This is a genomic window from Lutibacter aestuarii, from assembly GCF_042676885.1.
Taxonomy (GTDB): Bacteria; Bacteroidota; Bacteroidia; order Flavobacteriales; family Flavobacteriaceae; genus Lutibacter; species Lutibacter aestuarii.
The window spans coordinates 388,157-411,627 of record NZ_JBHTIC010000008.1 but is presented as its reverse complement, the minus strand read 5'-3'; the positions used below and the strand labels follow the sequence as shown (position 1 = coordinate 411,627).

Genomic DNA, 23,471 nt, shown 5'->3' with positions numbered 1-23,471 from the left:
TTAAACGTATTACTGCTTGGCAAACTGTAAGTGCACTACTATGTTTACATCTTTGCCAATACCTGCTGCGGTAGGATCGTAATTAATATTGTAGTCAAATCTGTTAATGGTGGTTTTGGCTTTCAATCCCAATTTTTCGCCCTGGTCACTTTTGGCAGTTCCGCCATAGTACACATCAAAAATTACGGGTTTGGTTACATCTTTTATGGTTAGGTCGCCATATAATAGATATTGCTCAGGTTTTCCAGTAGCTAAGATTTTCGTGCTTTTAAAAGTCATTTCCGGATATTTTTCAACTTCAAAAAAATCAGCACTTCTCAAGTGGTTGTCCCTGTTTTCTACATTTGTATTGATACTTGTTACTTTAACAGTAAAATCAACATTTGCCTCTTCCAAAGCTTCCCCATTTGTAGTAAGGTTTCCGGTATATTCCATAAATTTCCCATTCACGATACTAATTCCGGAATGTGAAATATTGAAATTTAAGGACGAATGGTAAGGGTCTACCTTCCAGTTTGCTTGTCCGAATACGTTTACATTCAAAAATGTAATTGCTAATAAAATCAGTACTTTTTTCATAATCATATAAAATTTAATTGTTAATAATATTTGATTACAAAGATAGTAGCACTTACGATGAAGCGAATTACACTTTTCGGTAAGAGGAGTGTAGATTTAGGAAATCAACCTATTTTTCATCTCTTCACGGAACTTACCTGGCGATTGCCCTGCCTTTTTTTTAAAGACGTTAGAAAAATAAGAATTCTCATTGTAGCCCAGTTCATAAGCTATTTCAGATATGGTTTTTTCTGTAGAGATTAATAGGTTTTTAGCTTCAATTAATTTTCGGGTTTCGATTATTTCTGAAACACTCTGTGCTAAAATATTTTGGCAGATGATGTTCAAATTCCTTGACGACATAAAAAGTTTTTCAGCATAGAATTCCACGCCTAGTGGTCTTCGGTAATTTTCTTCAAGAATCGTCAGGAAGTTTCCGAAGGATATATGTTGCGTTTTTTGAATAGGCTCGTCTTGTGGTTCTAACTTTTTTCGTTCGGCTTCAATCATAGTGAACAGGACACCCAATAGTTGCCTTATTATAGAGAGGTCTGTTGTGTCTTGTTGTGTTTCGGCATACATCATTTCACAAAGTGTAACCAGTCTCTGAAAACAATGTCCTTTTTCAAGTTCTAAATTTGCTTGAGTGTGATAAAACGAATAGAGTTGAAATGTGGTTTCTGGAATAAATTCGCTTTTAAAACGAATTGCCCAAATATCGCACTTGCCATTATATACCTTTGGAACTACTCTGTGTACTTTTCCTTTGGTTACGAAACTCACAAAAGGAGATTGGATTTTGGTAGTGTTAAAATCAATGAAATGCTCCAATTCACCGTCAATACCAATTAATAACTCTTCAAACTCGTGATTGTGAGGTTCGTCAGGTTGGGAAGAAATTTTTTTTGCTTCTTCTTCGTCAACTTTGAATATATGGAAAAGTTTGTTCATTTGGTATGCTATTTGTTGCTTTTAAGGTTCTAACTAGGGGGTTGGCTATGTTCCCAATTACATTAAAATCCGCTAACCCCGAAGTTTCAGGAGTTCCAAAGTAAGGATAAAATACCAAATTGTAAGGAATTCTCTGTAGAAAATTCCTTACAATGAACATAAACATAAGGTACACGCAGGCTTTCTTTCAATCATCCGTCCGCGTATAGAGTAGCGTTGGCTATATCCTTTTTCTTATTTCAAGTTTTCCTTAAAATATGCTTCCAACTTGTCAAAAGGAATAACGTCCGTTTGATCATATAAATCGGTATGGACTTTATTTGGAATAATCATCAATTCTTTTGGTTCAGAAGCATTTTTAAAGGCATCTTCACTGAAATATTTAGAGTGTGCATTCCCACCTGCGATTAACAACATTGGTCTTGGCGAAATTTCTTTAATGTAAGTCAAAATCGGCATATTCATAAACGAAATGGAATTTGTTGTTGTCCAACCGTTGTTTGAGTTTAAAGAGCGTTCGTGATACCCTCGTTCGGTTTTGTAATAATCATAATACTCTTGTACAAATTGAGGTTCATCTCCTGTTAGTTTTTCTGGTAGGTGTTCTGTAGGGTAAGCAGGAGTTCCGTTTTTGGCATCTTCCCAACGTTGCAAACTCATTTGTTCTAACATTTGGGTACGTTGTTCTGGTGTGGTAGAACCAAAATAGCCTTCTGCATTTACTCTGGACATATCGTACATACTGGTGGTGGCAACGGCTTTTACGCGTTTATCAACGGCTGTGGCATTCAAGGCAAAACCGCCAAAACCGCATATTCCGATAATACCTAATTTGTTTCTGTCGATATTATCCTGCAAACCAAGAAAGTCAATAGCTGCACTAAAATCTTCGGTGTTGATGTCTGGCGAAGCCACGTTGCGGGGTTCGCCACTGCTTTCGCCTGTGTAGGACGGGTCGAATGCCAACGTTACAAATCCGCGTTCTGCCATTTGGTTGGCATAAAGCCCGGAAGATTGCTCTTTTACTGCTCCGAAAGGTCCGCTGATTGCCAATGCAGGCAAATTGTTTCCGCCATTATTCGGAATATACAAATCGCCCGTAAGTTCAATACCGTAGCGATTTTTAAACGTTACTTTCTGGCGTGTTACTTTATTGCTTAATTCAAAAGTATAATGTTCTACTGTATTGCTCATGGTTTCTGTTTTTTGTGTTTGTTCTTCTTGTTTAACTTCTGATTTTTGTTGACAAGCTCCCAATAGTAACAGGGAAAAAGTCATTGTTACTATTAATCTCGTTTTCATTTTTCTCTTTTTCATTTTATTCTTTTTTATACTGTTCATTCGTTACGGCTTCTTGCCAATCTACGATGCCTTTTTCGGTGTTGGGTACGATATACAGCTGTTGTAAACCCACATCAGGACTTGCTCCGTGCCAATGTCTTACATTTGGCGGACATTTTTTTGATAACTTCAATGGGCTGTCCTTCAATTTGGTGGTAGCCAACACCATCTGTAATAATCAGAATTTGACCCGCTGGATGCGTATGCCAATTGCTTCTTGCTCTGGGTTCAAAATACACGTTCCCTACTGCCGTAGTAAATGTAGAATCTGGTGCTACTAATCCAATATTGTAAGCGTTTCCGGTAAAAAGATCTGCTGAACCTTTTTCGCCTTTTGGGAAAATAGCGTCCAACTTATTTTTGTCTGTTTTCATATTTTCTTGATTTTTTTCGGTATTTGAATTACAAGCGGTTATCAGAAACAAACTTCCTGTGAGTATTGCAATCGTTTTGATGTACTTGTTCATATCTTTTAATTTTTGTGTTATTGTTCCAATTCAATCGTTACGGTAATTTTTCCGCTTGTTTTGAAATATTCTATTCCACTTGTGATTTTTCCCATAGAAATCAAGCTGTTGGAATAACTGAAATCCTTATAAAACAGAGCGATATTTCCCCAAGGGGCATACAGCGTAATATCGCCTTCGGACGGTTTAAAGTCTTTGAGGGCGTCTTTGGTAGAAAGTTTTCGGGACGGATAAAATATCTTTTCCGTATTGGCATAATCGTCCATTGCTACGGTAAGCGGAAGCATTGTAACAAAATCCCTGCTTGTGGGATTGTCGTACAAAATAGCCGTAGCCGTATTTTCTCCTATGGTTATTTTTAGTTTCATAGTTTCCTGATTTGTTGTGTTCAATTCCTTGTCTTTATTACAAGCGTGCAGTTGCGTACAGCCCAATAAAAGAATAATTGTATAAAACAGCTTTTTCATACTTGTTCAATGTTTTTAATGATTTTCGCAGGGATACCGCCTACAATTGTATTGTCGGGAACGTTTTTTGAAACGACTGCACCCGAAGCAACAATAGCATTTTCGCCAATGGTTACACCTTGTAAAATCGTGGCATTTGCACCAATCCAAGCGTTCTTTTTGATGTGGATAGGTTTTGGAACAAGCGAATGTCTTTCTTCGGGCGAAATGGGGTGTCCTTCGGACAGCAAACTGACTTTTGGTGCTATCAGTACATTATCTTCAATGGTAATGCCACCTAAATCCAAAAACACACAATCAAAGTTGATGAATACGTTTTTGCCGATTTTGGTATGCTTTCCGTAATTGATGTAAAGCGGTGTGAATACGGCTGTACTTTTGTCAATTTCCAAATCTGTGATTTGGCTTAACAATTTTCTGATTTCATTTGGGTCAGTTGAATTGTTCATTTGCACGAGCAGTTTTTTCGTGTTGTATGAAGCATTTCTTAATTCTTTTCTTTGGCTGTCGCTGGAAGGAATAATTTCTCCGTTTCTCAATCGCTCAAAAATATCTAACTTTCCCATCTTTGTATTTTTTATAATACGAAGGTCGGGCGATTTTAATAGGTGCTGTTAAAGATATTCAAACCAATGATTATGAAATTCAAACTTTTTCCAACCGAACGGAAGATGGACTTATTCCTGCTTGTTTTTTAAAGAAATTATTAAAGTAAGTTGGGTACTCAAATCCCAAAGCGTATGCGATTTCCGAAACATTCCAATTAGTGTGTTGCAAAATGGCTTTAGCTTCATTTGTAATACGTTCCGAAATGTGGGTTGTGGTGGTTTTTCCCGTAACTTCCTTTACGGCACGGTTTAGGTAATTAACGTGTACCGAAAGGTCTTTTGCATAATCTTTAGCGGTTCTTAATAGAAGCGGTCTGTCGGGACTTTCCACGGGAAATTGTCTTTCCAAGAGCTCCATAAAAACATTGGTCAATCGTTCTGCTCCGTTTTTGTCCTGATTGTAATTTTCAGACGGTTTTAATTTTAGGGATTCGTGCAATATCAAGTCAATATAATTGCGAATAAGGTCATCTTTATGCTCATAGTCAGATTGTTGTTCTTCAATCATTTTTTGGAAAATACTGTTTAAAAACTGTCTCTGATGTTCCGAAATATCCAAAATCGGTGTGCCGCCCATTTTAAACAAAGGCGATTTTTGCAAGGTTTCCGAATGTTTTCCCGAAGTGTAAAAGTCTTCCGAAAATAGAATGGTGTAGCCCACATACTGGATAGAAAGTGTTTCCCAAGAGTAGGGAATGTTTGGGTTTCCGAAGAACAAAATAGTTCCTTCGGCATCAAAACTCCTATCGGCATAATGGATACGGCTTTTGCCCGTGGTCAGGCAGATTTTATAAAAATCCTTTCGGCTGTACGCTTTGGTGGCATTGCCGTCTTTCTCAATCTGAAAGACATTGAAGCCTTTTAGTTTTAACTCGCTGTTGTATGTTGATAAGATTCTTGACATAGTGCAAAGTTAAGAAATTCAAACAAATCTTTGTTCTGTTTAAGTGATTATTCTCTTTCGTGCGTTGGCAAGAAACAGCTCTTTTGGTTTTTTACTCACACATATTCATTTTTATATAGGTGTTCGTGATTCGCTTCGCTTAATTGTGCGGTGGGCTTGTATTATACTGATATAGGTTGACCATTTTTTTGTTAATTATTTTTTTCTTAAATAGTCAGATACTGTAAATTTTGTTTATTTCTTCGATAACATTTATAGTTTGTATTTTGATTTAAATGCACTTGATTTGGAGTCAATAAATCTAAACTTAAATGCGGTCTAAGATTGTTATAAATATTCACAGCACGTTTTACAATCTTTTTAGCTAAGTTAGTATTTTTTATTTGTTGTTTCAAACCATATTCATATTTTAAAGTTCTGTTCATTCTTTCGGCTACAGCATTTTCATAAGGATCGTATTGTTCTGTCATACTAAGTGATAGACCGTTTTGTTCCACAAACTCAGTATAAGCTGGATTACAGTATTGAATACCTCTATCCGAGTGATGAATTAGTTTTTGATGTGGGTATTTACGATTTTTAATAGCCATTTTAAGCGCATCTGTACATAATGATACTTTCATATGTGAAGCTATTTTGTAGCCCATAATTTGCTTAGAATACGCATCGGTTACCAAGGCCAAGTAACTATGTCCTTTTTGAGTTTTAATATAGGTTATGTCGCTTACCCAAAGCTGTTCAGCTCTTGTAGGTGCTTTGTCTTTAACTAGATTTTTATGTTTATAAAATTGATGTTTAGAATTTGTGGTTATAAAATGACGTTTAGTTTTAGGAACCAGTAAGTTGTAATGTTTTAAAAAACGATAAAACTTATCTCTTCCCATCTGTATTTGATGCTGTTCCATTTGATTTTTAAGTAAATGATACAGTTTAATACCTCCAGTTCTAAGTCCAATTTGTTTACGACAATCTTGTACTAACTCAAGTAATATCTGTTCCTGACTTATTTTATTTTGATGAGATTTTAAGCGCTTATAGAAGGCTTGTTTGCTAATCCCAAAACACTCGATTAACCATTTTCTTTTAAACGGTTTTGTTTCTTTTTTTGAATCTCGTCGGCTAATGTTTTGGGCAATGACTTTTTTGATAAATCCACACCAGTAATTAGTTCCATATCCGCAATTATATCTTGCTGAAAGTCTTTTACAAACTCTAGTTCTTCAATTCTTTCTTTCAATTTTTTAATTTCGTCTTTTTTACTCATTCCTAATTTCTTTTGCTCTAAAGTACTATATTTTTTTAACCAATAGTCAATAGAAGATCTAGAAACATTGTATTTTTTAGCAGCATAATTTATTGAAATACGTCCATTTTGGATTTGGTCAATAATGAGTAATTTTAAATCGAAACCTATTTTCTCATAGGATTTTTTTCGACAGGGTACTTTTTGTTCTTTCATACTTTCGTTGTTTAAGTTGTCTAACTTTTAGTCAACCTATTTCAGGAAAGTACATCGTGGGGAATTACATACAACGGGCTTGAATATGGCAAGTTGCGGGTTTTAAATCGCAATTTTCCGTTGTTTATTTATAAGTTTAAATGTACTAAAATTTTTGTATTAATTACAATTAAGCAATTTGTTATATGCGTTGTTGTACACTGGCCTTTTTTATCGTTGGTAGTTGAATGTATCAACCTTATTGAATGTTGTAAGCTCTTTGGCAAACTTTTGGCGGAGCGTGGCTCGTGCGAGTTTGCCAATGTGCTTACTCTTGGGAAACTTAACTTCGTACAAATTTTCCTAATGATTCTAAAAGTTGTGGATTGTCTTCTAATGCAATCTTTGCCACTGCATAAAACTCACTCATCCAGTCGTCAATTTCTCCGAATGCTGAATCTTTCAGTTTTGTTGCATCTTGACTTTCACCTTTTTCTCGTAAATACTCGGCTCTGGCTAATTCTAAATTAGATATTAGCTGAATTGTTCCGTTTATTTCCTCTGTTGTTATCTTTAATCTTGCCAATTTTGCTTGAATATCAGTGTCTGTCGTTGCAACGGTGTAAAATTTCTTGACTGTCTCCAACCATTTTATATAGGCAGTTGGCAAACTTCCGGTAAGTGCTAATTTACTCAATGTTGTTGGCTCTTTTCTAAAGATTACTTTACCCTTTTTTCGGTGAAGTCCGTAAGTTTTTGCTAAATTTTCTTTTAATTCTGTGAAGTTTTTATAAGCCTCTGTGGTTTCATCGTCTTCCTTTTTGTTGAAGTCGAAGGCTGTTCGGGTTTTTGTTAATAAGGTTTTTCCTTCTGTTAACAATGTTTCATCGTATCCAAACTCTGCCATAATGGTGGCTATTTCTGTTTGTTTTTCAACGTTTTCAAATGATACTCTGTACTGTTCCAAGGCTTCCGCCTCAGATAGTGTTCTTTTTGTTGCCATAATGCAATTTTTTTTTGTTATTAATTTATTTATTGCGAACTCCTTTCGGATGATTGCCTGTTCCTTATAGCTTTTGGTGTGTTCCTTAAGGCTCTTTTTCAATTCCTTAAAGCTTTTGATACACTCCTTATCGCTTTTGTTACGTTCCTTAACGTTCTTTTTGTTTTCCTTATTGTTACTTTTATGTTTCTTATAGGCGATATCTGTTTTTTACCGTTTGTCTAGAGCTAATTTATATTTTTCCTTGTAATATCTCAATTCATTATAAATTCCATTGTCTAAAATTCGCCAATATTTCCATCCGTTTATACTGGTTTTCGTTATTGCTCTTCCTGCTCCACTTGGAAAAGGAAAAGTTTTCATTTTATTATCGATTTCAAATGTTATTGCTCCTTCTTTATCTAGAGTGCCAATAATTTCATTATTAGGTGATGAATAGACCTTAGTTCCGCTTTTAATAATTCCAGCGTTTATAATCATTTTTAAGGTTATGTCTGGTATTTCTTCGTAAGCCATATTCTAATCTTTTACTGCAAAACGAATTCGATACAATTGCTTTAAAGAATTCTTAATTGGTTCGTAATATTCTGAAATTCCATATATTTCCATTAAGGCATTTTCAAAAGTAATTCTGTCTGCTGATTCCAATTCCTGTTCAAGTGGTAATCTGTTTCGTTGCATAATTGGTCTAAACAATTCTATAATCTGTAACTTTTGGTCAGCTGTCAAAATGTTAGGATTCAAAATTTTAAAGTCTCTTTCGAATTTAGTAGCTCTTAAATCTAATGCTCCTAAACCACGACCAAATCCAAAACTTTCAATTAAAAATAGACTTACAGTACTATTTAGAAGTGCTAGGTATAATGTTTTATTTTCCTGTTGATATTGGTCTTTTACTGAAAAACCTATCATTCTTTGGTCGATAAACGAGCGATTTTCAAATTTTGCAATGAACAAACTCTTGTCATAATTTACATTAGCTACAAAGTCAGCCATATTTTCGGTTGACATTTCATACCAATGCATATTAGGTTTTGCCAAAACTTCAGGTAAAGGTCTATTAGTTCCATTTCGTTGATTTTCAAATGAATTAATCCAAGCTATCGCTCCATTATGTCCTAAGTTTTCTAATTCTTCAATACTTCTAGAACAGCAAAAAGCTTCTGCATTTGAAACGCATTCTAAATTTGTAGTGCCTCTCAAATGTTTAAGGACTGGCTTGATATATTCTTGCTCGATATTGTGTCCTGACGCAGGATAAAACATAGGATTCCATCCACGTCTTTCTCCTCGTGTGAAATGGAAAATTTCGCTAGTATTTATAAAACTGTCTTTAACACTATTAACCCAACTAAGATTAGAAAAATATCCAGACCAAGGAATTCCAAAATTTTCAAAAGTTTTTATTTGTGCAAGAGAATATCTATTGATGGTTAGATTTTCAGATTCTGTATTGATAAATATATTATCGCTCAATGTCTTCATATCATCAATTGCCTCTAACTCTTCTTTCAAAGTGCAAAAAGATATTTCGCTTGCTTCTGGTGTTGCTGTCTTTGGGTCTTTTTTTGAAGCAACTAATATTGTAGTTACAACATCTGCGTTATCAAACCACTTTCCTTTTCCAGAGATTACTACGAAATCTATTTTGAAGAATTTTTGAAAAAGTTCTAGAAATTTTTCGCCATAATCAGTACCCAACCAAGCATTTGATAAAATGAGTCCAATTTTACCATTCTCAGATAACAATTGATGAAGATAAAAAGGGATGTATGCAAAAATATCGCTTTTGCCACTTAATGTTTCTGTTGTCTCTGCTTCTTCTTTTATCCAATCGTTAATATCCACTATATGTGGATTCAAAACTTTCATTTCCTTACTCTTAATGAATGGCAAATTAGAAACAACATAATCTACTGTTGGGAATTCTTTTTCTACTATTTCTCCATTATTTGGATTTTGAAACTCTATAGTGTCTCCTTGATTTAGTTCAATTACATCAGAGCCAAAAACGTTGACTATTCTTCCAATATTTGAAGGTTTAGCCATTGTTAATGTCGAAAGTTGAATAGGAAACGAATGTTTGTCGGAAGCCCAAATGGTATTAAGAATATCATTCGAATTTATTTCATATTCTTCTTTTAATTCATAGGCTTGTTTTATAATTGTACCTGTTCCGCAACAAGGGTCAATTACTATTTTTGTTTTGTCATCAATAGTTAGGCGAGTTAATAAATCTGCTAATTTTTTAGGTGTAGAAAATTGACCTGCAACCTTTCTTTTGGCTGTTGCAACTGTACTTTGAAGTAATTGATGAAGAATTTCAATTTCAATAGCTTCAATATTTACAGTAGATAGGAAGTGATTTAGTTCTGTCAGTTCGTTCCAAGCTGTTTCCGAAATAAATTGCTGTCCAAGGTTTGGACTGAAAATATTCCAGAAATTACATTTTTGGGAAATAGATGTTAGGATTTCCATTGCATCAACTATAGAAGTTGAACGTTCAATGTTTTCAATTTCTTTAGCTTCGTTAAAATGCTTTTTTAATATATGAGCAAAAATTATTTTGAAAACCCAATCTGTTAAAACTACCATCGACAAAGTAGGTAGTTTATGTTCAGTTTGACTTGAAGTAAAACCATATTCATTTGAAGATGAATTCCACCAAAGATTGATTTCTGCATCCAATAGGCGAGTAGTTCTCGCTTTGGCTTTTAGTGTTTCTGCTGTATTGGTAGTATTTTCTAATACAACATCAATTACTTCATCAATAGATAATATTTCTTGTGAAGTGACTTCTGAAATTTCCCCAGATTCAAAAAAGCCATTTAAGTCAGCAAGAATTTCAAACAATAAATCTTTCCAGAGTTGTTCGTTAGGTTTTACTTCAAGGCGAGAATTTATATTTATGTCATTCCAACTTTTGTGAATTTTAAAGTTATCACCATTTCTAATATATAAAACAGCGCTTTTTACATTCCATAAAAGAAAACTATCTCTTTTTAATATTTTTGCCTTTTTTATTGCGTTCCTTATAAGTTCTGCATCATTTATTTGAGTATCAGGCATTTTTAACTCCCAACCTTGCACAATTATATCTTTAGTAAGGTCTTTAAATAATAATACATCAGGAAATAGACTTTTCTTGTTATTACTTATAGTACTTTCTCCTCCAGCTCCTTTAAAATGCCAGCTCTTATTTGCCAAGAAAACCTCGATTGAACTAATAACATCAATAGCCCAACTTCTTTCGTTATAAGTAACTTTCGCCATTGAGAATTTTGTTGTTATAGTTTAATGTATGATATTTTGCTATTGGTTCATTAAATAGACGTAAAGTAGATTTTTCTACTTCTTTTCTTTTTAAAGTTTCTTGTATTCTGTCCGCACATACTTGGATGTAATCTACTTCATCTACTTTATGTAATAAAACATCTTCATTTTTTTCTATACCAATGAATTGTCTATTTTCCAAAATAGCAGAAAGTAAAAAACTACCACTTCCACAGGCATTATCAAGAACTACATCTCCAGGTTTCGTGAAAGTTCTAATCAAATATCTACCTAGCTCAATAGGTTTTTGGGTTGGATGATAAACTTTCCCTTCTGATTCTGCTGTTTTAACATAGACAAAATCTTCAATAGTTTGCTCTTCATATGCAATCACATCTGTTGGATATCTATTTCCATTACTTTTTACGTGATTTGATTTGAAGTCTCCATAGCTACCTGTTAATTGGTCTTTTCTGAATCCTTTGTCATATGCTTCGCCTTCTGTCATTTGAGGATCGTAGTTTGGTTGTTTTTTATAAAAAACGCAAATATCTTCGTGTTTTCTCAGCGGTTGTTTTTTAGCATTCAAGAAATTTGTTGCTTTAGATTTTATCCAAACAATTTTATACTTGAAATGCTTTTCATTACTCAATATTAGTTTTGCAGTAAAAACACCCTGAGAAGTAAGTACAATTGCTCCGTTGTCTTTAATTATTCTATAATATTCAGTCCAAAGTTTACCTAGGTCTATAACTGAATCCCATTTGTTTTGAGTTGTTCCATAAGGTAAATCGCATAAAATCATATCTATACTTTTACTTGGAATTCCCTTCATTTCTTCGAGGCAATCGCCTTGAATTACCTTGTTTAGGTATTTGTTTAAATTGTTTGGCATATTTTAAAATTTGAGGCTTTCTTGTTTAGCATTAATTTGACGCAAATATTTAACTTTTTCTTCTGCAACAACAAGTGCATCTGTGGAAGAACTACTTTCGTATAGTTTTTTTGCAAATAAGTCTCCAAAAAATTCTGTTTTTAATTCTTCTAGATTTAAATCGAAAACTTGAGCAAGAAGAGTTAAACGTTTTTCGTCAAAATCCCTTTTGCCGTTTTCAATTTTACTCAAATTTGCAGAATCTAAATCTAGTTTAGCTCCTAGTTGGGTCAAAGTAAGTTCGTTTTTTGTGCGTAAATGTCTGATGTATTCTCCGAAAGATTGTTTCATTTGACTTGAATATTTAGACTTGTCAGTATTTGACAAATATAATAAATATTTTGTGATTTCCAATTCGGGTGGTGGAGGGAAGTAAAAGCTCTTTTGGTTTTTTGAGTGTGGGCTTATGCGGTTGGAAAAACCAAATGTGCTTTTACGTGCGGTTGGTTTTTCTTTTGTCGGCTTGTGTACAACGGTTTAGAGCATGAAAAGTGCGGGTTTTGAAAACACAATTTTCCGTTGTTTAAAAATAGTTTTTTTATTTGTTTTAAATATCAAATTAGTTAGAATTTAGCAATTTTTTATGCGCATTGTTGCAATTGAGTGGCTTTTGTTAGAATTATTCTATTTTGTTCAAATTTCATCCGATTCAATTAATTTTACGTGTCAATTCTCAAATCCGTTGTGATTATAAAAATCAAATATATTTTCAGTTTTATCTAATTTATCTTTTTTCGTTTTCCGTTCAACTCAGTTTTTACGTTTTAACTCTCAATTTCTCCTTTTGCTCAAAATCAGTCAACTTTAAATTTCATTTTCATTGAGTTTAGAAAATTCACTACTTAAATAAATAAACCAAATTGACCAACCTAAATGAAAAAAACGTTGTTTCAATCCTGGATATGAACTTAAAATATTAGGAAAGAAAGCTAAAAAACCTAAAGACATTATTAAAATTGACAGAGTTGCAAATATTCTAATATTGGGAATTTTCTCTACTTTCCATAAAATAATACTAAAAAATGGTGAAAGAAATAATAATATTGATGGAGAACCTAATATTCCGTGTAATCTAAGTGGCAATGGAAATAACCCTGCTCCAGCAATTGAAAATGTAAAAGTCAAAATTATTAGAATTGGAAATTTATTAAGTCCATTTTTCTTACATATCTTTAATAGTCCAATTATAAAAAAGACACTTAAAACTGCACTTAAAACTAATCCAGTTGTAAATATAAATTGAGACTTTGTTCCAATTTCTCCTAATGCACTTACAATATTTGTTAAATGATTATAATCGGTAAAAATATAGCCACAAATAATTGTTGTAGTCCAAAAGATAAATGGAATTATAAATCCCAATTTCACAAAGATTTTATCTTTCATATTTATTTGAATTTAAACTATCGTTTTGATTCTCCGCCATTAATTGCAACGGTCTGGTGTATGATTTCGTTGCGTGTTTAAGCAACTAATTTAGCAAATACAAACCGAATAGAAAATCCGCGAGGATTTTCGTAAGTAGGCGAGTACTAGCAATGAATTATACACGTTGTTGTAAGCAGTTTTTTTAATTCGTATTTGGTTCAATATCTGCAATATAATTTAGTTCAGCCCAATCTACGATATCATAACTTGTAAATTGGTTTCTCCATTCTATTTCTTGACCAACAGGAACATAAAATCGAATAATTCCGCTATTCAATTCTGAATTGTGTTTTTCGTTCAACTCTAATTCGTTCATTGAATTAAGCCAGTCAGTTTGATAGGCAATATTTTCCATTCCGAAAAGCCTTGGAAAGATAGTTATTTCATTTGTTTGATAATGTAAATATCCTGTTACAAACCAATTAACTCCGTCATTTGTATAAGTTTTGTCATTAAGAAAATCCAAAACGTATTGTAAGTTATCTGATTGCAAATTTGACGTAAAGGTTAATGAGTTCACGTTATCAACTTGATGGTCAAATAGATTAATAAATTCAAACAAATCATTTATATTAGTTCCGCTTTTTATTCCAACAGATACTTCTCCTGGAACAAATTCTCTTGTATCTGGTTCGGAATCGTCACTTGAACACGAAAACATAATTCCGATTATTGCTAGTAGAAGAGTTATTTTTTTCATTTCGGTATTTCTTTTTTAGATACTAAAATCAGCATTTGGTTGCGTCAAATTGCTTACAACGGTCTCGTATAACCGTCAGTTACGGGTTAAAGTACGCAAATTTTTCGGTTTAGCACAGACGTTAGCAATTCCGAGTGGATTCGGACGTAGTCGAATCCGCCGTAATTGCGGTTATACATTGTTGTAAAACGTTTTTTATTCATTCGTTTGTTCAGTTAAAGTATTTAATTCAAATACTTTGTTTTCAATATTGTCAGTCGTAAATTTTTTAAAATCATTTACAAAAAGAGTAATATTATGATTCTTGTCACTTACTATTTCTAAATCATACTTTTCATTAATTGTTAATTTTAAAGGAAGTTCATTTTTTTTAACTCCAAATGTTGTGAAGCTTTCAAACATCGTATTTATGTTGATTAAACTATCCTTTGATTTTATAGTACTTCCAATTCCAATTCCGTCATTGTTTTTAGAATTCACATAGGATTTGAAAGATATTTTGATTTTTATGGAATCAGTTAAGTTTTCAGATTCTTTTATTGAAATGCTGTCAATTGGGTGTTTCGGCTTAATGAAATTCAATTGAATTTTTTTGTTTTGAATCGAATATTCTCCTGAACCAAATTCATTGATTATAAAATATGGTCCATCTATATGTCCTTTTATTTGATTTTTATCGTTATAATATGATAATGGTGAATCTCCTTTGTATGAAATAAAACCAAATTTTTGATTTGAAAATAAATGGATAAAAGATAGACTATCAGATGTAAAGAAGATTTTTTCTCTATTATTTTCTTGAGAGTAAAGGTTTTTACTGATTAAAAGAATTGTCAAAATTAAAATTGCCTTCAATTGCATAATAGCTGTTTATTCAAATTTATTCGTTTTGTGCTTTTAAAAAAATCAATTTAGTAATCAGTTTTTTCGATTTAGTGAAATAGCCTCTTGGTTTAGGTAAATGTTTTACAACGTGTTTTTATATGATTTGTGCGACTGGAAAATCGGAGATTTTTCGGTTGTAGCAAATCGTTTGTTGTATGTTTGTCGTTTGTACTAGTTCAAATTTAAGCATAAATTATATGAAGTGTTGTAAAACGTTTATTTAAATCCAAATGGTTTTATCGGTAATTCATTTTTCCAATCATTTCCATAAGTTTTATTCAAATATTCAATAATTCTCTTGTTATTTTCGGTTGCTTTTTTAAATGAAATCGGGTCAACTATACAATTCTCAGTTTTAAATCCAATTCCAAATTTTTCCATAAATTCTGAATAATTTTCAGGCGTATTGTTATTAATTCCGTGAATTATAAAATTAAGTTTTTTATTGTTAATTTTTTCAAGAATTACTTGGTCACTCATTTTTAAATCTGCGTAATCATAGAAACTCAAATTTTCATATTTAAAATTACTCGATTTTAGTTCTGTTAATCTAATGGTAATTATATTTTTCTTTTCGGTAATTTTTACAGGATAATAAACGTAAGAAATGTACTCATTTGAGTAAAATGAGAATTGATATTTTCCTTTTTCAGGTAATTCAACTGTGAAGTTTTCCATAAAATTAATCTGAAAAGTTTCTCCAGTTTCAAATATTTTAAATTCTCCTGAAGTAAATTTTTCATTCGTAAAGTTTTTAAATATAACATTAGCAACGATTTTTTTCTCGGAAGCAATGGTAGAATTAATGTTAAAAATTACAATTAAAATCAAGGTTAGTTTTTTCATAGAATTTTTGTCTTTAATGTTTTACAACGGGCTTTTATAAGATTTGTGCGACTGGAAAATCGGAGATTTTTCGGACGTAGCAAATCGTTTGTTGAATGTTTGTCGGTTCGTTATTTAGTTTAAATGTAAGCATAAATTTTATGAGTTGTTGTAGCACGTTTTTTATCATATTTGAATCATAACTTTATATCTCAATTTATCAGAACATTTCTCAGTACTAAAATTTCTCAATTCTTTATTTTTTTCTACACATTTTATTATTTGATTAATCTCTTTATCAGATAATTCATTTTTTGAATTTATCTCATAAATCCTTAATTCTGAACTTAATCCAAGTTTAATCTTAAATTCTATAGTGTTTTTCTCATTTATAGAAAATTCTGTCACGAATTTGTCAAAACCAATGTAATTTATTTCCAATTTATATTCTCCTGGATCTAGATCTGCTGAAAATTCTCCGTTAAAATTTGTTTGAATATCTTTTGAAAATTTGATGGTTTTTGATGAAATATTCACTACTCCGCTAATTGGATTGTTTGATTTATCAAGAATTTTTCCGATTATTTGACTTTTTTTATTGTTGTCGTTTTTTGTCTTGATAAATTCATTTTTATCATTCTCATTTTGAAATGAAAATAAGTATTCATATCCAAACTCTTTGTTTTTATCTACCTTATTTAAACTCCATTTTTGAGAAAATGAATTTGTCGAAAATAAAATAAATAGAATGATTAAAACCTTTTTCATATTTTTTCGGTAATGTGCTACAACGGTTTGGTACATGAAAAGTTGCGATTTTGATTAGCAATTTTTCAAGTTTTAAATTTAGTATTTTTTTATTTTAGAAACATTCTATTTTAGAAAATTAAGCAATTTTTTATGTGCATTGTTAGCCATAGTAGGGCAGCACCCAACTTTAGGCAAAAACTAGTCTTACATATCTACTCCAAAACCAACCGGACCAGAATGCCAGCGAAAAGTATTTAAATCCTCTTTTCAGCATTGATTAAGCAAATCAGAATCTAAATACAAAATCAATTTCATTGCATTTAGGTTGGTAGTTTAAGATTTGTAACTACGCCTTTTTTGGAAAAGAACGAGTCAGAACGCAAACGAATTATTCATTTAAACTTTTCATTTTTCAACCTAGTTTTTAGTTTGTTAAAAAACTATATTTTTCTTGCGTTTAGTTCCCAAAAAAGGATTGAAATAGCACAATTTAACTTAAAGAACTTAATTTTTATTTGTTAATCAACTCATTCATAACTAACTAAATCGTTTTACCCTGTTGTGGTTAACGGTTTGGTACATGAAAAGTTGCGGATTTTAAGGTGCAATTTTTCAAGTTTTAAATTTAGTATTTTTTTGTTTTAGAAACATTCTATTTTAGATAATTAAGCAATTTTTTATGTGCATTGTTAGCCACAGTAGGGCAGCACCCAACTTTAGGCAAAAACAAGCCTTAGATATCTACTCCAAAACCAACCGAATCAGAATGCCAGCGAAAAGTATTTAAATCCTCTTTTCAGCATTGATTAAGCAAATCAGAATCTAAACACAAAATCAATTTCATTGCATTTAGGTTGGTAGTTTAAGATTTGTAACTACGCCTTTTTTGGAAAAGAACGAGTCAGAACGCCAACGAATTATTCATTTAAACTATTCATTTTTCAGCCTAGTTTTTAGTTTCTTAAAAAACTATATTTTTCTTGCGTTTAGTTCCCAAAAAAGGATTGAAATCGCACAATTTAACTTAAAGAACTTAATTTTAATTTGTTAATCAACTTATTCATAAACAACTATTTCAGTCGTTTTGCCCTGTTGTGGTTAACGTGTTTGTGTATGGAAAGTTGCGTTTTTGTGTGCGAGGATTTTCCGAAGGAAAATCAGATGTAACAAAACAGCAACGACTTTTGATTAAGCACTAATGTAGCAATTTTTTATACACGTTGTTGCCCACAGTATTTTATTCGGTTAATGATTGTTCAAAATTCTCAATCATTGTTTTTCCAGATTGTTCAGTTGAATAATTTATTGATACGCTAAATAAATGATTTTTCACATATGTATTGTAAATCAATTGTGTCAATAAAAGTTCATTTGTCTTTTCATTATAAAGTTGTTCTTTGATAATATAGAAATCATATTCACCAATTTTCTTATTTTCTAATTCTTCATTAAATTTAATTCCGTTTAGAGTGGAATAAGAGTCCGCTATTAATTTAGCAACGAATTTTTGATGTTCAAGCAATGTCATTTTTTTTGTTCCTTCGAGTGGTTCAAATGAAGCAGAAAAGTAATTTCTTTCGTCAATTCCAAATCCAACCAAATATGGTCGATTTTTGCGAACTGTCATTCCATCAGGCACTTTATCTTTCATAGTTTCATATCCGACTTCTTCCAAGTCCTGTTCATCTTTTACAGTTCTTATTTCGTATCCGTTTGGAATTTTTATTTCCCAATCAAATCGGTTACAAGAGTAAATTCCGTTTTCAATTTTCCCATTGTCTTTTATTTCTTGAGAATTGGAATTACAAGAAGTCAGAAGTATTGTTAATAGTAGTAATATCGTTTTTTTCATATTGTGGGCAACTTGTTATATCATTCTATTTATTAACGTTTATAACTTATAGTTTCCGGATAACCGTAGTTTTTATTACTTTTTAATAATTAAAAAAACAAAACTTTTTGTGGTAATTTTAGTAATATTATAAGTATAAACGCAATTTTTATATGTTGTATCAAATTTAAAAAAAATAATTGAATAGATTAATTAAAACTAAAGTAAAATCTAAGTAAAATAAATTTAATTATAAATAACTATAAAAAAACCATAGTTAAAGTATAATTTAGTGTATAGTAAATTTGTTATTTATACGTATTATTTTTGTCACTTTAGCGGTAAAACTTTGTTAAAGTTAAAGAGTTTTTTATTAAAAATACTAGTATAAATTATAAAAAATATTAGTTTAATTTAATAAAAATACTACAAAATATTTAAAAAAATAGTACAATAAATTTGTAATTCTGTGAAGTTTACTTTTAATTAGAGAATTCAAAGTTAAAGTAAATACTACTTGTTTAAAAGTAGTATGGCTATTTTTTATTAACAAAATACCTAAATAGTATGCCTATACGCTATCGAATTACTAAAAGAAGCAATACCATTGCTAATAATAAAGCCCCTCAATATATTATGCAGGCAGTTAGTACTGGTGTTGTTGATCTAGATCAAATAAGTTACCAAATTAGTAACGAGTGTACTTTAAGTAAAGTTGATGTAAAAATGGTGCTGTATGCTTTGGGTGAAAAATTACAATTTCATTTAGAAGATGGTAAAATTGTTGATTTAGAAAATATTGGAAAGTTTAAAATAGGGTTTAAATGTAAAGCTGACCCTAATCCAGCTAATTTAACACCTAAGCGTAATATCCAAAAATATCATCTAAATTTCCAACCTTCAGTTGTTTTAAAACGTTGGCTCAAAAGGGGAATAACTACTTATAAAGAAGGAAGTAGAAGTAAGTAATTATTTTTAATAATTATCAGACAATCTTAACTTATTGGCAGCGGATGATTTTTCGCTTAAATTTTTCACTGCCAAATCTAGCGGACTTTCAATTTTTAATAAATCTTTTTTTGTTACATGGGTATAAATCATTGTAGTTTCGGGCTTTGCGTGCCCAAGTAGTTCTTGAATGTACCGCAAATCAATACCGTTTTCTAATAAATGGGTAGCATAACTATGTCGTAAAGTATGTGGGGTAACTCTTTTGGTAATTTTGGCATATTCACATGAACGTTTTAAAAAACTTCGAACACTTTCTGGACTGTATTTTTCTCCTGGCTTGCCTTCAATAAAAAACAGGGTAGGCTGGTAACTGTTTAAATAATTTAATAGCAATGGTATAAAACTTTCAGCTAAAATTACATTCCTATCTCTACGTCCTTTACTGTTTTTTACAATAATTTGTCTTCTATCTATATCAATATGATGTAATTGTAAATGAAGCAATTCACTTATACGCAATCCTGCTGAATAAATCATTGCCAAAGCGGCTCTGTGCTTTAAATTTTTAGTACAGCGTAATAAGTCAACAATTTCTTCCTTACTTAATACTAAAGGTAATAATTTACTTCGTTTAGGTCTTTTTAATTGAATTTCTTCTATGTTACACTCAGGATAAAAGGCTTTAAATAACTTAATAGCACTGATAAATTGACGTTGAGAACTGATACTATAATTTCGAGGTACAAACACATCTTCAATAAATAATTCTACCTGTTTATTGGTTATGGTTACTAAATCGGTATCTTTTAAATAATCAAAAAAATCAGCGATAAAAGTTGCATAGGTTTTAATGGTACTATCACTATAACGTTTACCTTTTAAATACTTTATATATAAATTTAAAATAACTAAGTTTTTAGCAGAAATATTCCTTTGTGGCCTTTTTGGTTTTACCGTAATGGTTTGGTAAATAGAGGTGTGTAGTTTAAAATCTGCTACATTTTTAAGTTTTTCTTTTAAAATTGCTACATTTTTTGGCGTAAATATGGTATACCAACCTCGTAAGGTTTTACTCCATTTATACCCATTTAATTCCTTTATTTTATCTTTTAACGTTAAATCAAACTCAAAAATAAGAACTAATTGAACCTCATTTCGATGTACAACTTTTTTTAAAAGGATAACAGTTTTTTTAACAGAAGAATTGTTCATAGCAATTCAAAAATACAAAAAAATACACAAATAAACTTTTTTTATGGAGAAATAAAATTGATTATTAGATGATTACAACTTAAAATAATTGAATAAAATCATGCGATTTTAAGTATTTTTGCAGCAATGATACAAAGCATACAACTTAGAGTTACTATTGTTGAAGAAAAACAAGGTGGCTTTTTACAAAAAAAAGCGGCTCAACAATTGGGTATTTTAGAAAATGAAATTACAGCAATAAAAGTAATTCGTAAATCTATTGATGCTCGTAAAGCACTTATAGTTTTTAATTACAAGGTAGATGTTTTTATAAATGAAACTCCAAAAACTACCACCTATTTTTTCGACTATAAAGATGTTTCTAACGCAAAAGAAATACATATTATCGGATTTGGTCCAGCTGGAATGTATGCAGCTTTGCGATGTATTGAGTTAGGTTTTAAGCCCATTGTTTTAGAACGTGGTAAAAACGTACGTGATAGAAGGCGTGATTTGCGTGCTATTAATCAATTTCATAAAGTAAACGAAGATTCTAATTATTGTTTTGGTGAAGGTGGTGCTGGAACATATTCTGACGGAAAATTATATACAAGAAGTTTAAAACGTGGTGATGTACGTCGTATTTTTGAAAATTTAGTATATCATGGTGCTACCGATCAAATTTTAGTGGATGCACATCCACATATTGGAACAAACAAATTACCTAAAGTGGTAAAAAATATTCGGGAAACCATTTTAAAATTTGGAGGTGAAATTTATTTTGAAACGCGTGTTACTGATTTTTCTATCAAACAAGGTGCTATCAAATCTATTACTTTACAAAATAACAAAGAGTTACCTGTAGAGCGTGTTATTTTAGCAACCGGACATTCAGCAAGAGATATTTTTTACTTATTACACAACAAACAAATTGCATTAGAAGCTAAATCATTTGCAATGGGAGTTCGTGTGGAACATCCTCAACATATTATTGATAGCATTCAATACCATTGTAAAGGAGAACGAGATGTTTTGTTACCTGCAGCCTCCTATAGCTTGGTACATCAGGTAAAAAATAGGGGAGTTTATTCATTTTGTATGTGTCCTGGTGGTTTTATTGTTCCTGCAGCTACTGCAAATGGTGAAGTGGTTGTTAACGGAATGTCCCCTTCCAAACGTAATAACTTGTATGCAAATTCTGGAATTGTAGTTGAAATTAATGCTGAAAAAGATTTGTACAACTACGAAAGTTTTGGAGTGTTAAAAGGATTGGAGTTTCAAAAAGAATTGGAAAAATTAGCGTATCAAGCCGGTGGAAGAAGTCAAACTGCACCTGCACAGCGTTTAGTTGATTTTGTAGATGGTAAATTATCTGCCACTTTAAATAGTACTTCTTATCAACCAGGAATAAAGTCAGCGCCTTTACATTCATTATTGCCAAAAAATATAGGAGGGAGGCTTAGAGGCGGTTTTAAAGCTTTCGGACAAAAAATGAAAGGCTATCATACCAATGAAGCTACTATTATTGGAGTAGAGTCTAGAACATCTTCTCCTGTAAAAATTCCTAGAAATAAAACCTTAGAACACCCACAAATTAAAGGTTTGTACCCTTGTGGAGAAGGTGGTGGGTATGCTGGAGGAATTGTTTCAGCAGCAATGGATGGTGAACGTTGTGCAGAAGCTGCTAGCGTTGGTTTGTAAAATATTATTTTATAACTTACGATAATCTAATTTCATTAAATCAGCATATTTAAAAGTATAATTCAATGTTTTTTTTAATTTTTTATTGCTAATAATTTTATACGTATCGTTCTTATTTTCAACAAATAGAGGGAGGGGATTTCCTATGTCTAAAGTTGTTTTGGTATAAAATTCTTTACGAGTTGGATGCGTATCGGCACAAGCATTTAAAGTAATTCCCCAGTGGTTGCCTTCAATAATTTTTAACAGTATTTGAACGCAGTCATCTTGATGAATCATATTTACAAATCCGTTAGGGTTCGAAATTTTTCTTCCATTTTTAAAAAAGTTACCAGGTTTTCTATCATACCCAAACAAACCTGCAAATCGAACAATTGTTGTACTAAAGATAGAATTGTTTTTAATTAAATTTTCAATACTTACTAAAGGAGAATCAACCAATTTTGAAGTTTCATTCACCATACTATTTGATGAAGGATATACAGAAGTTGAGCTAATAAAAATCACTTTTTTTATTGAAGATTCTCTAATAAAATCAACTAAAATTTTAAAGCCTTCAATATTTTTTGAAGGAATGGCAATAATTAAAATACCACTATTTAAAAAGGTGGTATCAAGTTTTCTTACATTCTCTAAATCAATTAAATAAGGCTCAATACTTAAAGTTTTAAAATAACTTGTTTTTTTTAATGAAGTTGTACTTCCTTTTATAAAAAAACCATTATTTAATAGTAGTTTTGCCAAAGGCAACCCTAACCAGCCGCAACCAAGTATAGAAATTGTATTTTTCAATTATTATGAATTTTATAATTAGTTGTAAAGTTATTTTTAATACCCTGTACAACCTTCTTATTTTTAATATTAGCAAATGTATAACTTATATGGGTTATTTTAGCTGCCTTTTTATTATGAATCTCCCAGTTTCTTTAATTCAAAGGTAAAATTATAGCTAAATTTATTTGATTAATTTACAGGTAGTAAATGTATAGGATAAGATTTTTTTTATGGTAAGCAACTCAAAAAAATCTTTTTAAGTTGTTTAAAAAAGTGCGCGTAACTGGATTCGAACCAGCACGTTCTAAGCGAACACCAGCCCCTCAAGCTGGCGCGTCTACCAATTCCGCCATACGCGCTATAAACAAAAAAAGTTAAGCACATAGCTTAACTTTTTGTGACCGGGCTGGGGCTCGAACCCAGGACCACCTCCTTAAAAGGGAGGTGCTCTACCAACTGAGCTACCAGGTCAATTATCCTTTTCAGCAATT

25 protein-coding genes and 2 tRNA genes are annotated in these 23,471 nt (G+C 31.5%); 2 read left to right on the top strand and 25 right to left on the bottom strand.

Annotated elements, in window-relative coordinates:
- Nucleotides 1–9 precede the first annotated feature (9 nt).
- The 21 genes from ACFQZW_RS09415 to ACFQZW_RS09315 all read right to left on the bottom strand — a co-directional run bounded on the left by ACFQZW_RS09415 (nucleotide 10) and on the right by ACFQZW_RS09315 (nucleotide 18,384).
- Entirely contained in the window at nucleotides 10–579 is a 570-nt protein-coding gene (locus ACFQZW_RS09415) for a YceI family protein (RefSeq protein WP_386782616.1), read from the bottom strand.
- Between the two features lie 96 nt (nucleotides 580–675).
- Nucleotides 676–1,509, bottom strand: a complete 834-nt coding sequence (locus tag ACFQZW_RS09410; RefSeq protein WP_386782614.1) for a helix-turn-helix transcriptional regulator — start codon at nucleotides 1,507–1,509, stop codon at nucleotides 676–678.
- Nucleotides 1,478–1,669, bottom strand: coding sequence for a hypothetical protein (locus ACFQZW_RS09405; RefSeq protein ID WP_386782612.1), 192 nt, complete (start codon nucleotides 1,667–1,669; stop codon nucleotides 1,478–1,480). The genes ACFQZW_RS09410 and ACFQZW_RS09405 overlap by 32 nt, the downstream gene beginning before the upstream one ends.
- A gap of 74 nt (nucleotides 1,670–1,743) precedes the next feature.
- Entirely contained in the window at nucleotides 1,744–2,826 is a 1,083-nt protein-coding gene (locus tag ACFQZW_RS09400; RefSeq protein ID WP_386782609.1) for an alpha/beta hydrolase, read from the bottom strand.
- A gap of 98 nt (nucleotides 2,827–2,924) precedes the next feature.
- Complete coding sequence (locus ACFQZW_RS09395) at nucleotides 2,925–3,317, bottom strand: hypothetical protein (RefSeq protein WP_386782607.1); 393 nt, start codon at nucleotides 3,315–3,317, stop codon at nucleotides 2,925–2,927.
- Nucleotides 3,318–3,334: 17 nt separating this feature from the next.
- Nucleotides 3,335–3,784, bottom strand: a complete 450-nt coding sequence (locus tag ACFQZW_RS09390) for a cyclophilin-like fold protein (RefSeq protein WP_386782605.1) — start codon at nucleotides 3,782–3,784, stop codon at nucleotides 3,335–3,337.
- The gene (locus tag ACFQZW_RS09385) at nucleotides 3,781–4,350 is read right to left on the bottom strand and encodes a sugar O-acetyltransferase (RefSeq protein WP_298262966.1); all 570 of its coding nucleotides are present in this window, start codon (nucleotides 4,348–4,350) and stop codon (nucleotides 3,781–3,783) included. Before ACFQZW_RS09385 ends, ACFQZW_RS09390 begins: the two co-directional genes overlap by 4 nt.
- 79 nt (nucleotides 4,351–4,429) lie before the next feature.
- Nucleotides 4,430–5,296: a helix-turn-helix domain-containing protein gene (locus tag ACFQZW_RS09380; protein WP_386782603.1), complete on the bottom strand. Its 867-nt coding sequence runs from the start codon at nucleotides 5,294–5,296 to the stop codon at nucleotides 4,430–4,432.
- A 206-nt stretch (nucleotides 5,297–5,502) separates the two neighbouring features.
- On the bottom strand, nucleotides 5,503–6,351 hold the full coding sequence (locus ACFQZW_RS09375; RefSeq protein WP_386783057.1) for an IS3 family transposase: 849 nt from the start codon (nucleotides 6,349–6,351) through the stop codon (nucleotides 5,503–5,505).
- Nucleotides 6,352–6,365: 14 nt separating this feature from the next.
- Nucleotides 6,366–6,755: a helix-turn-helix domain-containing protein gene (locus ACFQZW_RS09370; RefSeq protein WP_386782600.1), complete on the bottom strand. Its 390-nt coding sequence runs from the start codon at nucleotides 6,753–6,755 to the stop codon at nucleotides 6,366–6,368.
- A gap of 322 nt (nucleotides 6,756–7,077) precedes the next feature.
- Nucleotides 7,078–7,701, bottom strand: a complete 624-nt coding sequence (locus ACFQZW_RS09365) for a hypothetical protein (RefSeq protein WP_386782598.1) — start codon at nucleotides 7,699–7,701, stop codon at nucleotides 7,078–7,080.
- A 246-nt stretch (nucleotides 7,702–7,947) separates the two neighbouring features.
- Nucleotides 7,948–8,253, bottom strand: coding sequence for a restriction system modified-DNA reader domain-containing protein (locus tag ACFQZW_RS09360; protein WP_386782596.1), 306 nt, complete (start codon nucleotides 8,251–8,253; stop codon nucleotides 7,948–7,950).
- Between the two features lie 3 nt (nucleotides 8,254–8,256).
- Nucleotides 8,257–11,010, bottom strand: coding sequence for an HsdM family class I SAM-dependent methyltransferase (locus ACFQZW_RS09355; RefSeq protein ID WP_386782594.1), 2,754 nt, complete (start codon nucleotides 11,008–11,010; stop codon nucleotides 8,257–8,259).
- Nucleotides 10,991–11,905: a DNA-methyltransferase gene (locus tag ACFQZW_RS09350; RefSeq protein WP_386782592.1), complete on the bottom strand. Its 915-nt coding sequence runs from the start codon at nucleotides 11,903–11,905 to the stop codon at nucleotides 10,991–10,993. The genes ACFQZW_RS09355 and ACFQZW_RS09350 overlap by 20 nt, the downstream gene beginning before the upstream one ends.
- A 3-nt stretch (nucleotides 11,906–11,908) precedes the next feature.
- The gene (locus ACFQZW_RS09345) at nucleotides 11,909–12,235 is read right to left on the bottom strand and encodes a helix-turn-helix domain-containing protein (RefSeq protein ID WP_386782590.1); all 327 of its coding nucleotides are present in this window, start codon (nucleotides 12,233–12,235) and stop codon (nucleotides 11,909–11,911) included.
- A gap of 513 nt (nucleotides 12,236–12,748) precedes the next feature.
- A complete protein-coding gene (locus ACFQZW_RS09340; protein WP_386782588.1) occupies nucleotides 12,749–13,330 on the bottom strand; it encodes a DUF998 domain-containing protein in 582 nt (193 codons plus the stop codon).
- 184 nt (nucleotides 13,331–13,514) lie between these two features.
- Nucleotides 13,515–14,033: a hypothetical protein gene (locus ACFQZW_RS09335; protein ID WP_386782586.1), complete on the bottom strand. Its 519-nt coding sequence runs from the start codon at nucleotides 14,031–14,033 to the stop codon at nucleotides 13,515–13,517.
- A gap of 234 nt (nucleotides 14,034–14,267) precedes the next feature.
- A complete protein-coding gene (locus ACFQZW_RS09330; protein ID WP_147862714.1) occupies nucleotides 14,268–14,933 on the bottom strand; it encodes a hypothetical protein in 666 nt (221 codons plus the stop codon).
- 240 nt (nucleotides 14,934–15,173) lie between these two features.
- A complete protein-coding gene (locus tag ACFQZW_RS09325) occupies nucleotides 15,174–15,803 on the bottom strand; it encodes an FEKKY domain-containing protein (protein ID WP_386782583.1) in 630 nt (209 codons plus the stop codon).
- 165 nt (nucleotides 15,804–15,968) lie between these two features.
- A complete protein-coding gene (locus ACFQZW_RS09320) occupies nucleotides 15,969–16,550 on the bottom strand; it encodes a carboxypeptidase-like regulatory domain-containing protein (protein ID WP_386782581.1) in 582 nt (193 codons plus the stop codon).
- A 1,219-nt stretch (nucleotides 16,551–17,769) separates the two neighbouring features.
- Nucleotides 17,770–18,384: a hypothetical protein gene (locus tag ACFQZW_RS09315; protein ID WP_386782579.1), complete on the bottom strand. Its 615-nt coding sequence runs from the start codon at nucleotides 18,382–18,384 to the stop codon at nucleotides 17,770–17,772.
- Between the two features lie 546 nt (nucleotides 18,385–18,930).
- Here ACFQZW_RS09315 and ACFQZW_RS09310 point away from each other — a divergent pair.
- Nucleotides 18,931–19,332 carry an HU family DNA-binding protein gene (locus ACFQZW_RS09310; RefSeq protein WP_298262592.1) on the top strand — a complete coding sequence of 134 codons (402 nt, stop codon included), beginning with the start codon at nucleotides 18,931–18,933 and terminating at the stop codon, nucleotides 19,330–19,332.
- A gap of 6 nt (nucleotides 19,333–19,338) precedes the next feature.
- Here the strand turns inward: ACFQZW_RS09310 and ACFQZW_RS09305 are convergent, their stop codons facing one another.
- Nucleotides 19,339–20,526 carry a tyrosine-type recombinase/integrase gene (locus ACFQZW_RS09305; RefSeq protein WP_298262591.1) on the bottom strand — a complete coding sequence of 396 codons (1,188 nt, stop codon included), beginning with the start codon at nucleotides 20,524–20,526 and terminating at the stop codon, nucleotides 19,339–19,341.
- A gap of 126 nt (nucleotides 20,527–20,652) precedes the next feature.
- Here ACFQZW_RS09305 and ACFQZW_RS09300 point away from each other — a divergent pair, with 126 nt between their 5' ends.
- Nucleotides 20,653–22,206, top strand: a complete 1,554-nt coding sequence (locus ACFQZW_RS09300; protein ID WP_372801763.1) for an NAD(P)/FAD-dependent oxidoreductase — start codon at nucleotides 20,653–20,655, stop codon at nucleotides 22,204–22,206.
- Between the two features lie 9 nt (nucleotides 22,207–22,215).
- On the opposite strand, the gene ACFQZW_RS09295 is transcribed toward ACFQZW_RS09300, so the two are convergent.
- From ACFQZW_RS09295 to ACFQZW_RS09285, 3 genes are all read right to left on the bottom strand, one after another.
- Entirely contained in the window at nucleotides 22,216–22,998 is a 783-nt protein-coding gene (locus ACFQZW_RS09295; RefSeq protein ID WP_386782575.1) for a dTDP-glucose 4,6-dehydratase, read from the bottom strand.
- A 256-nt stretch (nucleotides 22,999–23,254) separates the two neighbouring features.
- Nucleotides 23,255–23,339 (bottom strand) — tRNA-Leu (locus tag ACFQZW_RS09290).
- Between the two features lie 39 nt (nucleotides 23,340–23,378).
- Nucleotides 23,379–23,451: transfer RNA gene (locus tag ACFQZW_RS09285), tRNA-Lys, on the bottom strand.
- Between the last annotated feature and the right edge of the window lie 20 nt (nucleotides 23,452–23,471).

Bases quoted from the DNA above. Each gene is read 5' to 3' on its own strand.
- ACFQZW_RS09345 (WP_386782590.1), bottom strand. From the start codon at position 12,235: ATGAAACAATCTTTCGGAGAATACATCAGACATTTACGCACAAAAAAC.
- ACFQZW_RS09350 (WP_386782592.1), bottom strand. From the start codon at position 11,905: ATGCCAAACAATTTAAACAAATACCTAAACAAGGTAATTCAAGGCGAT.
- ACFQZW_RS09340 (WP_386782588.1), bottom strand. From the start codon at position 13,330: ATGAAAGATAAAATCTTTGTGAAATTGGGATTTATAATTCCATTTATC.
- ACFQZW_RS09325 (WP_386782583.1), bottom strand. From the start codon at position 15,803: ATGAAAAAACTAACCTTGATTTTAATTGTAATTTTTAACATTAATTCT.
- ACFQZW_RS09360 (WP_386782596.1), bottom strand. From the start codon at position 8,253: ATGGCTTACGAAGAAATACCAGACATAACCTTAAAAATGATTATAAAC.
- ACFQZW_RS09305 (WP_298262591.1), bottom strand. From the start codon at position 20,526: ATGAACAATTCTTCTGTTAAAAAAACTGTTATCCTTTTAAAAAAAGTT.
- ACFQZW_RS09385 (WP_298262966.1), bottom strand. From the start codon at position 4,350: ATGGGAAAGTTAGATATTTTTGAGCGATTGAGAAACGGAGAAATTATT.
- ACFQZW_RS09320 (WP_386782581.1), bottom strand. From the start codon at position 16,550: ATGAAAAAGGTTTTAATCATTCTATTTATTTTATTTTCGACAAATTCA.
- ACFQZW_RS09310 (WP_298262592.1), top strand. From the start codon at position 18,931: ATGCCTATACGCTATCGAATTACTAAAAGAAGCAATACCATTGCTAAT.
- ACFQZW_RS09390 (WP_386782605.1), bottom strand. From the start codon at position 3,784: ATGAAAAAGCTGTTTTATACAATTATTCTTTTATTGGGCTGTACGCAA.
- ACFQZW_RS09370 (WP_386782600.1), bottom strand. From the start codon at position 6,755: ATGAAAGAACAAAAAGTACCCTGTCGAAAAAAATCCTATGAGAAAATA.
- ACFQZW_RS09400 (WP_386782609.1), bottom strand. From the start codon at position 2,826: ATGAAAAAGAGAAAAATGAAAACGAGATTAATAGTAACAATGACTTTT.
- ACFQZW_RS09335 (WP_386782586.1), bottom strand. From the start codon at position 14,033: ATGTTTTCGTGTTCAAGTGACGATTCCGAACCAGATACAAGAGAATTT.
- ACFQZW_RS09355 (WP_386782594.1), bottom strand. From the start codon at position 11,010: ATGGCGAAAGTTACTTATAACGAAAGAAGTTGGGCTATTGATGTTATT.
- ACFQZW_RS09410 (WP_386782614.1), bottom strand. From the start codon at position 1,509: ATGAACAAACTTTTCCATATATTCAAAGTTGACGAAGAAGAAGCAAAA.
- ACFQZW_RS09395 (WP_386782607.1), bottom strand. From the start codon at position 3,317: ATGAACAAGTACATCAAAACGATTGCAATACTCACAGGAAGTTTGTTT.
- ACFQZW_RS09380 (WP_386782603.1), bottom strand. From the start codon at position 5,296: ATGTCAAGAATCTTATCAACATACAACAGCGAGTTAAAACTAAAAGGC.
- ACFQZW_RS09415 (WP_386782616.1), bottom strand. From the start codon at position 579: ATGAAAAAAGTACTGATTTTATTAGCAATTACATTTTTGAATGTAAAC.
- ACFQZW_RS09330 (WP_147862714.1), bottom strand. From the start codon at position 14,933: ATGCAATTGAAGGCAATTTTAATTTTGACAATTCTTTTAATCAGTAAA.
- ACFQZW_RS09405 (WP_386782612.1), bottom strand. From the start codon at position 1,669: ATGTTCATTGTAAGGAATTTTCTACAGAGAATTCCTTACAATTTGGTA.
- ACFQZW_RS09315 (WP_386782579.1), bottom strand. From the start codon at position 18,384: ATGAAAAAAACGATATTACTACTATTAACAATACTTCTGACTTCTTGT.
- ACFQZW_RS09300 (WP_372801763.1), top strand. From the start codon at position 20,653: ATGATACAAAGCATACAACTTAGAGTTACTATTGTTGAAGAAAAACAA.